The sequence below is a fragment of the Streptomyces sp. NPDC002790 genome, from assembly GCF_040295505.1.
In the GTDB taxonomy this organism is placed as follows: Bacteria; Actinomycetota; Actinomycetes; order Streptomycetales; family Streptomycetaceae; genus Streptomyces.
Map to the genome: position 1 here is coordinate 1 of NZ_JBEOVM010000144.1, position 13,950 is coordinate 13,950.

Genomic DNA, 13,950 nt, shown 5'->3' on the forward strand with positions numbered 1-13,950 from the left:
CAATCGCCGCAGGGGCTTGATAAATCAAGCCCCTGCGGCAAAATCAAGCCCCGCCGGCGATTGAGGCGCGGGGTCCGGGGCGGAGCCACGAGGCGTCAGCCGAAGAAGACGCCCACCTCTTCGTACAAGGCCGGGTCCACCGTTTTCAGGCGGGACGTGGCGTCGGCGATCGGGACGCGCACGATGTCCGTCCCCCGCAGCGCCACCATCTTCCCGAAGTCCCCGTCCCGCACCGCGTCGATCGCGTGCAGCCCGAACCGGGTGGCCAGCCACCGGTCGAAGGCGGACGGCGTACCGCCCCGCTGCACATGCCCGAGGACCGTGGTCCGCGCCTCCTTGCCCGTACGCTTCTCGATCTCCTTCGCGAGCCACTCCCCCACGCCGGAGAGGCGCACGTGCCCGAAGGAGTCCAGCGACTCGTCCTTCAGCACCACGTCGCCGTCGCGCGGCATCGCCCCCTCGGCGACCACCACGATCGGGGCGTACGAGGACCGGAAGCGGGAGGTGACCCAGGCGCAGACCTGCTCGACGTCGAAGCGCTGCTCGGGGATGAGGATGACGTTGGCCCCGCCCGCCAGGCCCGAGTGCAGCGCGATCCAACCCGCGTGCCGGCCCATGACCTCGACGACGAGGACCCGCATATGGGACTCGGCGGTGGTGTGCAGCCGGTCGATGGCCTCGGTGGCGATGCCGACGGCCGTGTTGAATCCGAAGGTGTAGTCCGTGGCGTAGAGGTCGTTGTCGATCGTCTTCGGTACGCCGACTGTCTTGATGCCGTACTCGTCCGAGAGCCGGGCCGCGACGCCGAGGGTGTCCTCGCCGCCGATCACAATGAGGGCCTCGACCTCCTGCTTGGCGAGGTTCTCCTTGACGCGGCGGATCCCGTTCTCCGCCTGGAGCGGGTTGGTCCGCGAGGAACCGAGGACGGTGCCGCCGCGGGGCAGGATGCCGCGCACCGCGGGGATGTCGAGAGGGACGGTGTCGTTCTCCAGGGGCCCGCGCCAGCCGTCGCGGAACCCTACGAAGTCGTAGTCGTACTCCTGAACGCCCTTGCGCACGATGCCCCGGATGACAGCGTTCAGTCCGGGGCAGTCACCGCCTCCGGTCAAAACTCCGACCCTCATGGCGTAACTCCCTTGTCACGGCGAGTGGTTGGGGCCACTCTCCCGCGCGGGGTCAGTCGTCGTCCAGACCCCGCTCGATCGCGTACCGGACGAGCTCCACGCGGTTGTGCAGCTGGAGTTTGCCGAGGGTGTTCTGCACGTGGTTCTGGACCGTGCGGTGCGAGATGACCAGACGCTCGGCGATCTGCTTGTAGCTCAGGCCCTTCGCGACGAGGCGCAGCACCTCGGTCTCCCGGTCGGTGAGCTGCGGCGCGGCGCCCGGCTCGTCGGCGCCACCGGCCGGGGACGGGTCGGAGGCGAGCCTCCGGTACTCGCCGAGGACGAGGCCGGCGAGGCCCGGCGTGAACACGGGGTCGCCGACGGCGGTGCGCCCCACCGCGTCGATCAGCTCGTCCGTGGAGGCGGACTTGAGCAGATAGCCGGTGGCGCCGGACTTCACCGCTTCCAGTACGTCGGCGTGCTCACCGCTCGCGGACAGCACGAGGACGCGCAGGCGGGGGTCGGCGCCGACGAGTTCCTTGCACACCTGGACGCCCGGCTTGGCCGGCAGGTTCAGGTCGAGGACGAGGACGTCGGGGCCCACGGCCTGCGCGCGGCGCACCGCCTGCTCGCCGTCACCGGCCGTGGCGACGACCTCGAAGCCGGCCGCGCCCAGGTCGCGGGCGACGGCGTCGCGCCACATCGGGTGGTCGTCGACCACCATGACCCTGATGGATCCGTTCGATTCACTCATCGTTCCTGTCCTGCCTTCCCCCGTGGCCCTCGCGGGCGCTTCCTGGACTACTTCTTCGGTACGCGCAGTTCGACCTCGGTGCCCTGACCGGGAACCGAGATCAGCTCGGCGGTGCCGCCGATGTCGCGCAGCCGGCCCCGGATCGACTGGGCGACGCCGAGCCGGCCCTCGCCCTCGGCCTGCGCGAGGCGGCCCTCCGGGATGCCGGGGCCGTCGTCCCGCACCGTCACGATCACGGCGTCCGGCTCGTCCTCGACGAGGATCCACGCGCGTGCGCCCGCGCCCGCGTGCCGACGCACATTGTCCAGGGCGGCACTGACAGCGGCGGCCAGTTCGCGGGCCGCGGCGGGCCGCATCGGCACCGGGCCGCCCGGCTCCGAGAAAGTGACGCGTCCACCGGCGTGCCCGGCGAGCAGGGGGCGCAGATCGCGGGGGCCAGCGCCGTCCTCGTCGGTCGGCTCCTCCAAGTCCCCCTGTTCCACCGCGCCGCTCTCCGCGTCCTCGAACGCACGGGAGACCGGCACAAGTCCCCCGGCGACCAGGGTGCGCAGCGCGACCTCCTGCTCGCCCGCCATCCGGCCGAGCTCCGCCGCCTCGCCGCCGAGAGCGGTGCCGCGGCGCTGCACCATCGCGAGGACCTGCAGCACGCTGTCGTGGATGTCGCGGGCGAGGCGCTCCCGCTCGCGCGTCGCCGCCTCGATCTCCAGGGCGCGGGCGAGGGTGCGCTCGGAGGCGCGGGCCACCTCCACGACGTAGCCGATCGCTATGGAGGCGATGCAGACCAGCAGGACGCTGTGGACGAGGCCGCGGGTGATGTCCCCGCGCTGCACCACGTTGGCGACGCCGACGAGCAGGGAGGCTCCGGCCGCCCACCGCCAGCCGCCCTTGAGCGCCCAGGCGAGGACCGCGCCCGCCGTCCAGATCGACGGCAGCGTGGAGCCTCCAGTGACGGCCCGCTCGTGCCCGGCGACCGGCGAGAGCAGGATGCCGGCGACGGCGATCGTCAGGTCGGCGGTGAGGAACCGCTTGGTGCAGCGCCGGGCGCCCGACACCTGCGGCAGCGTCGCCAGCGTCCACACCGTGAGAACCACGAAGTAGCCGATGCCGACCCACGGGCGCTCGTACACCTCGTACGAGGAGGCGAAGAGACCGATCGCGTAGACGAGGGTCAGCAGGCGGTACCCGGTGAGGGCGCGCCACAGCGGCTGCTCGACCGACATCCGCACGACGCGCTCGCGCCCGGCCGTGTTCCCCATGTCCCCTGTCCCCACCCTTGGCACTTCTGGGTACTTCTACTTCTGGGCACCTCTTGGGAACGACGCGACTAGGAGCCGCCCCGTTCCTTCTCCAACGCCTTCTTCGCCGCTTCCTTCTCCGCCTTGGCCGCCTTCTCCGCGTCCGCGAGCTGCCGCTTGGCGGCCGTCGCGTAGATGTCGACGTACTCCTGGCCGGAAAGCTTCATGATCTCGTACATGACCTCGTCGGTGACAGCCCTCAGGATGAAGCGGTCGCTCTCCATGCCGTGATAGCGGCTGAAGTCGAGCGGCTTGCCGATGCGGATGCCCGGTCGCATCATCTTCGGCATCACCTTGCCCGGGGGCTGGATCTTCTCCGTGTCGATCATGGCGACGGGGATGACGGGCGCGCCGGTGGACAGCGCCACGCGCGCGAGGCCGCCCGGCTTGCCGCGGTAGAGGCGGCCGTCGGGGGACCGCGTGCCCTCCGGGTAGATACCGAACAGCTCGCCGCGCTCCAGGACCTCGACGCCGCTCTTGATGGCGGCCTCGCCCGCGCCCCGCGAGCCGGAGCGGTCCACGGGCAGCTGGCCGACGCCCTTGAAGAAGGCGGCCGTCATCTTGCCCTTGATGCCGGGGGTGGTGAAGTACTCGGCCTTCGCGATGAAGGTGACCTTGCGGTCGAGGACGGCGGGGAGGAAGAACGAGTCGGAGAACGAGAGGTGATTGCTGGCGAGAATCGCGGGGCCCTCGGCGGGAATGTTCTCGAGGCCCTCCACCCACGGCCTGAAACCGAGCTTCAGCGGCCCCCCGATGGCCACCTTCATTGCGCCGTAGATCAACCCACTGCCTTCCCTCGTGCCCGGACCTCGTACCGGGACCAGTCCGAGGATCCGACCTTAACCCGCGGGGCCGCTCCAGGGCCCGACGACCCTGGCCGACCTGCTTGCCCGGCCGGGGGTCCGGGGGTTGTCCCCCGGGAAGACACAGCACCCGCGGGGCCGCCCCGGGGCCCGACGACCCTGGTCGGTGTCAGTCCGGTCGCGTACCGTGAGGTCCAGGTCGCTGTTGGCCTTCAGCGTCGCTCTTCAGCTCGTTCCCCTCGCACGTCCGTCCACCGTTTCTCTGCCATGAACAGGAGACCGAAGGTGCCGGTCCTTCCTGGAGCCGAGCCGTACCGCCATGACGGCGGCGGGGTCGGGGTCCTCCTCTGTCACGGATTCACCGGATCGCCCCAGTCGCTGCGGCCCTGGGCCGAATACCTCGCCGAGCGCGGCCTGACGGTCTCGCTCCCGCTGCTGCCGGGCCACGGCACCCGCTGGGAGGACCTGGCCGTCACCGCGTGGCAGGACTGGTACGCGGAGGTGGACCTCGCCCTGCGCGAGCTCACGGAGCGCTGCTCCAAGGTCTTCGTGTGCGGCCTGTCGATGGGCGGCGCGCTCGCCCTGCGCCTCGCGGCCAAGCACGGGGACGCGATCACGGGCCTCGTCCTGGTGAACCCTGGCAACAGGGTGCACGACCTGGCCGCGCACACGCTCCCGGTCGCCCGGCACCTCGTGCGTTCGATGAAGGGCATCGTCAGCGACATCGCCAAGGAGGGCGCGGAAGAGGTCGGCTACGGCCGGATGCCGCTGCACGCGGTGTACCAACTGCGCCGCTTCTTCCAGCTCGTCGACCGTGAACTGCCGCAGGTGACACAGCCCTTGGTGGTACTGCACAGCGTGCACGACCATGTGGTGCCGCCCGCCGACTCGGCGCGTGTGCTCGGCCGCGTCTCGTCCACGGACGTCACGGAGATTCTGCTGGAACAGAGCTACCACGTGGCGACGTTGGACCATGACGCGGACCGGATCTTCGAGGAGAGCTACGCGTTCTTCGACCGGCTCGCTCCCGAAGTCGGCAAGACCCCCAGCGAGGGCGTGGAAGGGACGAGCACCGGTGACTGAGCAGGAGCGGGGCGGGTCCGAGCGGCCGGACAGTTCGGACCCGCACGACCAGGAGGAGACCGGTGAGCAGTCGCGCGATCCCCTCCTGCCGGGCGACGAGGACGCCGTGTGGGCGGCGATCGTCGCCGGTTACGGGGAGGAGCCGCCGGACCCGCCGGGCGCCAAGCCGTTCAAGTCGGTGGAGGACCTGGCCCTGCTGGAACCGGAGACCAACGATCGTCCCGAGCGGCCGTCGGACACCCAGCGGGACACCCTGAAGAAGGACGCCAAGGACCAGGGCCAGGACCGGGACCGGGGCAACGACCAGGACCGGGGTGAGCAGGGCCCCCTCGGCTCCTCGGTCGCCTTCGCGCCGGGCATCGCCTCCACTCCCGGCCCCCGCGACCACGCGGCGCCCGAGCCCTCGGACGACGACTTCGACGGCACCGACGAGGGCCACTTCGTCCCGCCCGAGCCGCCCCCGCTGCCGGAGGGGGACGTCACGGCCAGGTTCGCCTGGCTCGCGGTCGTCGGCGGCCCGATCCTGCTGCTCCTGTCGGTGCTGCTGGGCTGGGACATGACGTGGTGGCTGGCGACGCTGTGCATCGGCGGCTTCCTCGGCGGCTTCGGCACGCTCGTCGCCCGGATGTCACCGGGCGACGACGAGGACGGCGACGACCCGGGCCGCGGCGCCGTGGTCTGAGGTCAAGCAGCGGGTACGCGGAGGGCGGCGAGCACCGGCAGATGGTCGGTGGCCGCCCTCAGCTCGTCCCGGTCCAGGAAGTCCGGCACCCCGCACCCCAGCACCTCGATGCCCTTGGTGGCGAGGACCGCGTCGATACGTTGACGGGGTTCGGCCGGCGTCGAGGTGTACTCGCCGCCCCAGGGCCGGGTCGCCCAGGCGTCGTTGAGGGTGCCCGCGAGGCGCCGGAACGTCCGCCCGCCGGGCCGCTCGTTGAGGTCCCCGCCCACGACGGCGTGCTCCACCCCCATGGCGCCGATCCGGTCGAGCAGCATCCCGCCCTGCGCGTACCGCTCGTCCTTCTGCAGGCTCAGATGGCAGCTGACGACGCCCACCCGGACACCCCCGAACCGCACGACGGCGGTCGCGAGGCCGCGCCGGTGCAGGCCGGGGGTGAGCGGCAGCAGCACGTCCTCGGTGCGCTCGACGGTGGCGCGCAGCGAGCAGAGCAGCGCGGGCCCGGCGGCACTGCCGCCCCCGGAGAGGACCACCAGGTCGGCGGCGCGGGCGAGCCGGGCGAGATGCTTGCGCCAGCGGAAGAACCGGGGCGCCTCCTGGATCAGCACGAGGTCCGGGGCGCAGGCCTTCATCACGCGGGCGAGGGCGACGGGGCTGTCGCGCATCGAGCGGATGTTGTAGCTGAGGACGCGAATGACGGCCGAACCATCCGCTTCTGTACGGGACTTGGGGAGTTCGGTGCGTGCTTCGGGGAGCGAGCCGGAGTCCATGAAGATCAAGATACGCCGGTGCCCGCCGCTCCCACGGGGAACGACGGGCACCAGGTGCGTATGTACGTCACATGACGGGGTCGGGCTCCCGCGCCAGGTCGGCGGCGCCGACCATGCCCGCCTTGTTGCCCAGCTCGGCGGCGATCACGTCGGCCACGGGCCGCCAGTTGCCGCCGACCAGCCATCGCTTGTACGACTTGCGGATGGGGTCGAGGACCAGCTCGCCCTCGTCCGAGAGGCCGCCGCCGACGATGAACGCCGACGGGTCGAACAGCGAGGCCAGGTCGGCCAGGCCCGCGCCGGCCCAGCGGGCCAGCTCGCGGTACGAGTCGACGGCCACCGGGTCGCCCTCGCGGGCGGCCGACGAGATGTGCTTGCCCTCGATGCCCTCGGGGCTGCCGTCGCCGAGCGAGAGCAGGTACGAGGCGTTCTCCGGCGTCGCGTTGGCCCGCTGCTTCGCGTAGCGGACGAGCGCGCGGCCCGACGCGTACTGCTCCCAGCAGCCCTGCGAACCGCAGCCGCACAGCAGGCCGTCCGGCACCATGCGGATGTGGCCGAACTCGGCGGCCACACCGAAGTGGCCGCGGCGCAGCTTGTTGCCGATGATGACGCCGCCGCCGAGGCCGGTGCCGAGCGTGATGCAGATGACGTTGCGGTGGCCCTTGCCCGCGCCGAACTTGTACTCGCCCCAGGCGGCCGCGTTCGCGTCGTTCTCAACGACCACGGGCAGCTTGACGCGCGCCTCGACCTTCTCCTTCAGCGGTTCCTGGCGCCAGTCGATGTTCGGCGCGAAGTACACGGTGGAGCGCTGGCGGTTGACGTAACCGGCGGCACCGATCCCCACGCCCACGATCTCGTGGCCGGCCCTGGCGCCCTCAACGGCCGAGGCGATCGCGTCGACGATCCCGTCAGGCGTGGAAGGCGTCGGCACCTTGAACGTGGAGAGGATGTTGCCTTCCTCGTCGACCACACCGGCCGCGATCTTCGTGCCGCCGATATCGACGCCGATGGTCAGTCCCATGGATCCCTCAGTTCGGTCGAGCCCCGCTACGGCCCACCTTAACCGAGCAGGAGCTCGCCCCCGGGCTCAGTCCAGGTCGATGTGCTCTCCGCCCGGGCCGTCGTCCTTGGGGTCCTTGGAGCCGTCGGCGCCCGTGAAGTCCTCGGCGTCCTTGGCGTCCATGGCGTCCTTCGGCGGGACGGGGCCCTGGGTGCGCTGGGTCCAGCGGCTCTCCTGGCCCTCGACCGCGGAGCGGTAGGCGGCGAGCAGTTCGGTGCCCGCGGCGGCCAGGTGGTCGAACACGTCCGCGTTGCGGTCGATGACCGGCTCGATGACGGAGCGGGCCTGCCGAACGGCCTGCTTGGCGACCTGCTCCGCTGTGCCCTGCGCGACCGCGCCGAGGAACGGGGCCTGCACGGACGAGAGCTTGTCGGTGACGGCATCGACGAGCTTCTTCAGCTCCTCGGCCGCGGATCCGGGTGGCGGCCCGTGCTCGGCCCTGCGGCGGGCCCGCTCCTCCTCGAGATCCTCGGCACACGCCTTCTCCCAGGCGTCGTCGTCGACCTGGTGGACGGGCTGCTCGGTGGCGTCGCTCATGACGGCTGACTCCTGCGGAGAGCTGGACCGGTTACTCCTTCGACGTTACCCGAACGGGTGGGCCCCGTTCACCGGGTCTGCGGCCACAGATCCGGGTCCGGGGCGAAACGGACCCGGAGTTCGCCGTCGACGAGTCCCGCGCCCGCCACGGTGCAGCGGCGGGGTGCGGAGGGCAGCTGGACGATGCGCCGGAACGGGCCCGCGCCGACGACCAGTTCGTCGCCGCGCCGCACCAGGCTCAGCTCCTCGCGGACGGCTCCGGGCAGCGGTATCCGCCACACCAGGACGCCGTCCTCGCCGAGCCGGTCCTCCACAGGCCACGGGTCGCGGGGACCCGGCAGGGTCACGGGCACCGGTACGTCCAGGTCCTCGGGGCGCGGGTCGCGGCCCAGGTGGGGCAGCTCGTACGCGCCGGGCCACTCGGCGACGACCTTGCGCTGGCGGGCGGCGGCGTCGGCGAGCCACGGGTCGGTGGAGCCGTCGGGGAGCAGCCGGTTGGCGACGACCGTCTCGACGTCGAGCCCGTGCAGGGCGAGGCCGGTACGGGTGGTGCGCAGGGTCTCGGCTGCGGCCCGGGTGGGCTCCGCGACGAGCCGTACGCGGGTGCTGCCCGCGTCGATCACGGCCTGCGCGGCGGCGAGTTCGGCGTCCCAGCGGGCGGCGGACTCGTACAGCCACTGCGCGGGCATCGGCACCCCGGCGAGACGGCCGAGCACGGGGCGCAGGGCGCGCGCGGCCTGGCGCTCCGCGGGGAGCAGGCGGCGCAGATAGCGGCGGAGCTGCTCGGGGAGGGCGAGGGTGTCGATGGCCTGCGGGGCGGGTGGCAGGTCGACGACCAGCAGGTCGTCGTCGCCCTCCGCGGCGGTCCGCAAGGCGCGGAGCAGCGCCAGTTCCTTGCTGCCCGGCAGTGGCGTGAGCTCGTCGGCGTCCAGCTTCGCGGCGCCGAGGAGTTCGAGGCCGGAGGCGGCGCGGTTCTGGAGGGCGAGGAGGTCGCGGCGGAAGTCGTCGGCCGGGGTGAGGCGGGTGACCTCCACCCCGGGAAGCTCGGGTACCGGGTCCGCGGTGATCAATCGTGTGCGCAGGCCCTGGCGGGCGGCCCGGTGGGCGGTGGCGGCGGCGACCGTGGTGCGGCCGGCGCCGCCGGGGCCGGTGACGAGGAGGGTGCGCATGGTGTGTGAGGTTACCCGTGGTGGACGCCACGGGGCTCCGCCCCGGACCCCGCGCCTCAAGCGCCGGCGGGGCTCAAAAGATCGGGGCTCCGCCCCGGACCCCGCTGCTCAATCGCCGCAGGGGCTTGATACGCCTCAATCGCCGGCGGGGCTTGGTGGTGCCGCAAGGGGCTTGAAGGTGCTAGCTGCCCGTCTCGACCCGCTTCTTCAGGCCCGCCAGGGCGCGGTCGATGATGACCTTCTCGGCCTTGCGCTTGATCATGCCGAGCATGGGGATCTTCACGTCGACCGTGAGGGAGTACGTGACCTCGGTCCCGTCACCCGCCGGCTTCAGCACGTACGAGCCGTCGAGGGAGCGCAGCATCTGGGACTTCACGAGGGTCCACGAGACCTCGTTCTCGCCGGCCCAGGTGTACTGGAGCGTCTGGTCGTCCTTGATCGCCCCGGCGTCCATGACGAGCCGGACCTGCTCGGCCCGGCCGGAGCCGTCCTCGGCGATGACCTCCGCCTCCTTCACCTCACCCGTCCAGTCCGGGTAGCGGGCGAAGTCGGCGATCACCCCCATGACATCGGCGGGGGCCGCCTCGATCGTGATGCTCGAGCTGGTGTGTTCCGCCATCGCCGTGGCTCCTCCGGATACCGGTCATGGATGCGCCGTGCCTGCCTGCGTGTGTGTTGCGTGAAGGCTATCGCGCGCCCGCACTCCCGCTGTCACCACTCCAGCGCCCACGGCCTGCCCGAGCCCGCGAAATGGCCGACGTTCACGCATTCCGTGGCCCCGATCCGCATCCGCCGCGCGAGCGGCTGGTGGACGTGGCCGAAGAGCGAGTACCGCGGCCGGGTCCGGCGAATCGCCTCGAGCAGGGCGCGGCTGCCGCGCTCGAACCGCCGCGCCACGGTGTCGTAGACGAGGTCGGGGACCTCCGGCGGGATGTGCGTGCACAGCACGTCGACCTCGCCGACGGCCTCGATCTTCGCGGCGTACTCCTCGTCGTCGATCTCGTACGGCGTGCGCATGGGCGTGCGGAGCCCGCCGCCGACGAAGCCGAAGACCCAGCCGCCGATCTCCGCGCGCTCCCCGTCGAGCACGGTCGTGCCGGGCGCGGCGTACTCGCTCCAGAGTTTCGGCATATCGACATTGCCGTAGGTCGCATACGTCGGTGTGGGGAACGCCGCGAACATCTCCGCGTACTGCTTCCGCACGGCTTTTTCGATGGCCGGGACACGGTCTATGCCGGCCCACAGCTCCCTCCCGAAGTCACGCGCCTCCTCGAAACGGCGGGCCGTGCGCAGTTCGACGATGCGGTCCGCGTTCTCGACTCCGAACAATTCGGGGAAAATGCCGCGCGAGTGATTTGCGTAATCAAGGAACAACACCAGGTCACCAAGGCAGATGACGGCATCGGCGCCGTCTCCGGCTCGTGCGAGGTCGGTGGAGTTTCCGTGCACATCGCTGACTACGTGTACGCGCATGGCGATCACCCTAGGACGATGGGTCCCGGAATGGATAGGGGCCTCGGACCTGCGGTTACTTCCGAGTCCCTCGACTCCTGGACTAGGGTGCGAGAACAGTCGCGCCGGCGTGTGACGCAGCGTACATCTGGCCCGACCCCCCTATCGAAGAAGCAGTACCGGTGGGTAACGTCCGGGCAGTCCAGTCGTGTTCAGTTCAAGCAATGAGTGACGTCGAGTTCAGGCGGACAATTCATTGATGCACTGTGCACCTGCCCGATCTTGGACCGCACCGACGCATCACAGAAGAGTGGCGCCGGCGCCCTACGAGGAGCAGCAGTCTTGCGCGAGTTCAGCCTTCCCGCTTTGTACGAGGTCCCCGCGGACGGCAATCTGACCGACATCGTTCGCAGAAACGCCGCGCAGCACCCTGATGTCGCCGTGCTCGGCCGCAAGATCGACGGCACGTGGCAGGACGTCACGGCCGTCGAGTTCCTCGCCGAGGTGCGCGCGGCCGCCAAGGGTCTGATCGCGTCCGGCGTGCAGGCCGGCGACCGCATCGCGCTCATGTCGCGCACGCGCTACGAGTGGACGCTGCTCGACTTCGCGATCTGGAGCGCGGGCGCGATCACCGTGCCGGTCTACGAGACGAGCTCGCCCGAGCAGATCCAGTGGATCCTCGGCGACTCGGGCGCGGTCGGCATCCTCGTCGAGCTGGACGCGCACGCCGCGGCCGTCGCCTCCGTGCGCGACCGGCTGCCCGAGCTGCGGGACGTCTGGCAGATCGAGGGCGGCGGCCTGGGCGAGCTGTACCGCGCCGGCGCCGAGCTCTCCGACGGGATGGTCGACGACCGCAGCGCCATCGCGAAGGCCGACGACCCGGCGACCATCGTCTACACCTCGGGCACCACCGGGCGCCCCAAGGGCTGCGTCCTCACACACCGCAGCTTCTTCGCGGAGTGCGGCAACATCGTGGCGCGCCTCGGCCCCCTCTTCCGTACGGGCGAGTGCTCCGTCCTGCTCTTCCTCCCGGTGGCACACGTCTTCGGACGCCTCGTCGAGGTCGCCTCGCTGATGGCCCCGATCAAGCTGGGCCACGCCCCCGACATCAAGCAGCTCACCGATGAACTGGCCGCCTTCAGGCCTACGTTGATCCTCGGTGTGCCGCGCGTCTTCGAGAAGGTCTACAACTCGGCGCGCGCCAAGGCGCAGGCCGACGGCAAGGGCAAGATCTTCGACAAGGCCGCCGACACGGCGATCGAGTACAGCCGCGCGCTCGACACCCCGAACGGGCCTTCGCTGGCCCTGAAGCTCAAGTACAAGACGTTCGACAAGCTCGTCTACGGGAAGCTGCGCGCCGTCCTCGGCGGACGCGGCGAGTACGCGATCTCGGGCGGCGCGCCGCTCGGCGAGCGGCTCGGCCACTTCTTCCGCGGCATCGGCTTCACGGTCCTGGAGGGCTACGGGCTGACGGAGTCCTGCGCGGCCACGGCCTTCAACCCCTGGGACCGGCAGAAGATCGGCACGGTCGGTCAGCCGCTGCCGGGTTCGGTGGTCCGGATCGCGGACGACGGCGAGGTCCTCCTCCACGGCGAACACCTCTTCACCGGCTACTGGAACAACCAGGGCGCCACCGAGGAGGCGCTGGCCGACGGCTGGTTCCACTCCGGTGACATCGGCACCCTCGACGAGGACGGGTACCTGCGGATCACCGGACGCAAGAAGGAGATCATCGTGACGGCGGGCGGCAAGAACGTCGCCCCGGCCGTCATCGAGGACCGGATCCGGTCGCACGCGCTCGTCGCCGAGTGCATGGTCGTCGGCGACGGCCGCCCCTTCGTGGGCGCGCTCGTCACCATCGACGAGGAGTTCCTCGGCAAGTGGGCCGCGGACCACGACAAGCCGGCCGGGTCCACGGTGGCCTCGCTCCAGCACGACCCCGACCTGCTCGCCACGGTCCAGGCGGCCGTGGACGACGGCAACGCGGCGGTGTCCAAGGCGGAGTCGGTCCGCAAGTTCCGCATCCTCGGCGCGCAGTTCACCGAGGAGTCGGGCCACCTGACGCCTTCGCTGAAGCTGAAGCGGAACGTGGTGGCGAAGGATTACGCGGACGAGGTCGAGGCGATTTACCGCGGTTGACCGCGGTTGGCGGTACCGGGTGGCATCCGCCGGGGATTCCTTGCGGGGCGGGCCCCGCTGCCTCGCGCCTCTGGGCCCGCCCCGAACCCCGTGCGCGCCCCGAAGACGCGATGTCCTTCGGGGCGCGCGGACAGGTATCGGGTTCAGGCGTTGTAGCCGCCGTGGGCGTCCAGCACCGCGCCCGTGACGTACGACGCGGCGGGGCTCGCCAGGAAGGCGATCGCCGCGGCGATTTCGTCGGGGTGCCCCATGCGTTGCAGGGACAGCGAGCTGAGCAGGGCCTTGAGGGTGTCGGGGTCCGGCGGCTGCATGTCGCTGTCCATCAGCCCGGCTTCCACGACGTTGGCCGTGATGTCGCGGGGCCCGAGGTCCCGTGCGACCCCCATGGTGTACCTCTCGACACCTGACTTGGTCGCCGCGTAGTCGGCAACGCCCGGGACGCCGACCCGGGAGCCCAGTCCGGAACTCACCGTGACGATGCGGCCGCCCGTGCGCAGCACCCGGGAGGCGGCCCGGATCACGGCGATCACGCCGAGGTAGTTGGTGGCGTGCATCCGGTCCAGTGCGGCGGTGTCCGCGTCCGGGTCGTCCACCGTGCGGCCCTGTTCCACCGAGATCGCCGCGTTGTTGACGAGGATGTCCAGGCCGCCGAAGTGCGCGACCACATCGTCGATCAGCGCCGGCGCCCGGCTCGTGTCCGCCTGGTCGGACTTGAGGGCGACGGCCTTGGCTCCCTTTCCGTGCACCTCGTCGACGACGGCCTGCGCCTGCTTCTCGGAGCTGACGTAGGTGAAGGCGACGTCGGCGCCCTGCTCGGCCAGCAACCGTACGGTCGCGGCTCCCAGCCCCCGCGATCCCCCGGTGACCAGGGCAACCTTGCCCGTGAGTGGCTTGGTCATTCTTCTCACCTCGTTGATTGATCCTCTCCGGCTGTCGCAACGTTAATTGTTACGACAGCCTGTTGCAACCTTCACCGTTACGACTGCCGTAATATGAAGCGTTGCCGCCGACAGGAGGAGCCCATGAGCGCCAACAGCAGGCTGACCATCGCCGCCCACGCGCTGGCCTGGATCGGCCTCTACCAGCGCCAGGGCCACGAGGTCGCC

Annotated in this window: 14 protein-coding genes and 1 pseudogene; 4 read left to right on the top strand and 11 right to left on the bottom strand. The window is 71.0% G+C overall.

Annotated features, from left to right (window positions below):
* Nucleotides 1-95: 95 nt before the first annotated feature.
* The 4 genes from ABT004_RS33195 to ABT004_RS33210 form a co-directional block, all read right to left on the bottom strand.
* On the bottom strand, nt 96-1,124 hold the full coding sequence (locus ABT004_RS33195) for a 6-phosphofructokinase (RefSeq protein ID WP_351344407.1): 1,029 nt from the start codon (nt 1,122-1,124) through the stop codon (nt 96-98).
* 52 nt (nt 1,125-1,176) lie between these two features.
* The gene (locus ABT004_RS33200) at nt 1,177-1,857 is read right to left on the bottom strand and encodes a response regulator (protein ID WP_351344410.1); all 681 of its coding nucleotides are present in this window, start codon (nt 1,855-1,857) and stop codon (nt 1,177-1,179) included.
* Nucleotides 1,858-1,904: 47 nt separating this feature from the next.
* Nucleotides 1,905-3,113, bottom strand: a complete 1,209-nt coding sequence (macS, locus tag ABT004_RS33205) for a MacS family sensor histidine kinase (RefSeq protein ID WP_351344413.1) — start codon at nt 3,111-3,113, stop codon at nt 1,905-1,907.
* A 68-nt stretch (nt 3,114-3,181) separates the two neighbouring features.
* Entirely contained in the window at nt 3,182-3,934 is a 753-nt protein-coding gene (locus ABT004_RS33210; RefSeq protein ID WP_351344416.1) for a lysophospholipid acyltransferase family protein, read from the bottom strand.
* A gap of 306 nt (nt 3,935-4,240) precedes the next feature.
* On the opposite strand from ABT004_RS33210, the gene ABT004_RS33215 reads away from it, so the two are divergent.
* On the top strand, nt 4,241-5,038 hold the full coding sequence (locus tag ABT004_RS33215; protein WP_351344444.1) for an alpha/beta hydrolase: 798 nt from the start codon (nt 4,241-4,243) through the stop codon (nt 5,036-5,038).
* Nucleotides 5,031-5,720 (top strand): hypothetical protein, encoded by a 690-nt coding sequence (locus tag ABT004_RS33220; protein WP_351344419.1) that lies wholly within the window; start codon nt 5,031-5,033, stop codon nt 5,718-5,720. The genes ABT004_RS33215 and ABT004_RS33220 overlap by 8 nt, the downstream gene beginning before the upstream one ends.
* A gap of 2 nt (nt 5,721-5,722) precedes the next feature.
* Here ABT004_RS33220 and ABT004_RS33225 read toward each other — a convergent pair whose 3' ends face one another.
* From ABT004_RS33225 to ABT004_RS33250, 6 genes are all read right to left on the bottom strand, one after another.
* Complete coding sequence (locus tag ABT004_RS33225) at nt 5,723-6,487, bottom strand: endonuclease/exonuclease/phosphatase family protein (protein ID WP_351344422.1); 765 nt, start codon at nt 6,485-6,487, stop codon at nt 5,723-5,725.
* 67 nt (nt 6,488-6,554) lie between these two features.
* On the bottom strand, nt 6,555-7,508 hold the full coding sequence (locus ABT004_RS33230) for an ROK family glucokinase (RefSeq protein ID WP_327663733.1): 954 nt from the start codon (nt 7,506-7,508) through the stop codon (nt 6,555-6,557).
* A gap of 66 nt (nt 7,509-7,574) precedes the next feature.
* Nucleotides 7,575-8,084, bottom strand: a complete 510-nt coding sequence (locus ABT004_RS33235; RefSeq protein WP_351344426.1) for a DUF5304 domain-containing protein — start codon at nt 8,082-8,084, stop codon at nt 7,575-7,577.
* A gap of 68 nt (nt 8,085-8,152) precedes the next feature.
* A complete protein-coding gene (locus ABT004_RS33240) occupies nt 8,153-9,253 on the bottom strand; it encodes an ArsA family ATPase (RefSeq protein ID WP_351344429.1) in 1,101 nt (366 codons plus the stop codon).
* Nucleotides 9,254-9,434: 181 nt separating this feature from the next.
* Nucleotides 9,435-9,872, bottom strand: coding sequence for an SRPBCC family protein (locus ABT004_RS33245; protein ID WP_351344432.1), 438 nt, complete (start codon nt 9,870-9,872; stop codon nt 9,435-9,437).
* A 92-nt stretch (nt 9,873-9,964) separates the two neighbouring features.
* Nucleotides 9,965-10,726, bottom strand: coding sequence for a metallophosphoesterase family protein (locus ABT004_RS33250; protein WP_351344435.1), 762 nt, complete (start codon nt 10,724-10,726; stop codon nt 9,965-9,967).
* 321 nt (nt 10,727-11,047) lie between these two features.
* Here ABT004_RS33250 and ABT004_RS33255 point away from each other — a divergent pair, with 321 nt between their 5' ends.
* Nucleotides 11,048-12,844 carry an AMP-dependent synthetase/ligase gene (locus ABT004_RS33255; RefSeq protein ID WP_351344438.1) on the top strand — a complete coding sequence of 599 codons (1,797 nt, stop codon included), beginning with the start codon at nt 11,048-11,050 and terminating at the stop codon, nt 12,842-12,844.
* Nucleotides 12,845-12,987: 143 nt separating this feature from the next.
* Here the strand turns inward: ABT004_RS33255 and ABT004_RS33260 are convergent, their stop codons facing one another.
* The gene (locus ABT004_RS33260) at nt 12,988-13,743 is read right to left on the bottom strand and encodes an SDR family NAD(P)-dependent oxidoreductase (RefSeq protein WP_351344441.1); all 756 of its coding nucleotides are present in this window, start codon (nt 13,741-13,743) and stop codon (nt 12,988-12,990) included.
* Between the two features lie 123 nt (nt 13,744-13,866).
* Here ABT004_RS33260 and ABT004_RS33265 point away from each other — a divergent pair.
* Nucleotides 13,867-13,950 (top strand): annotated as a pseudogene (locus ABT004_RS33265) (Rrf2 family transcriptional regulator); the annotation flags it as partial.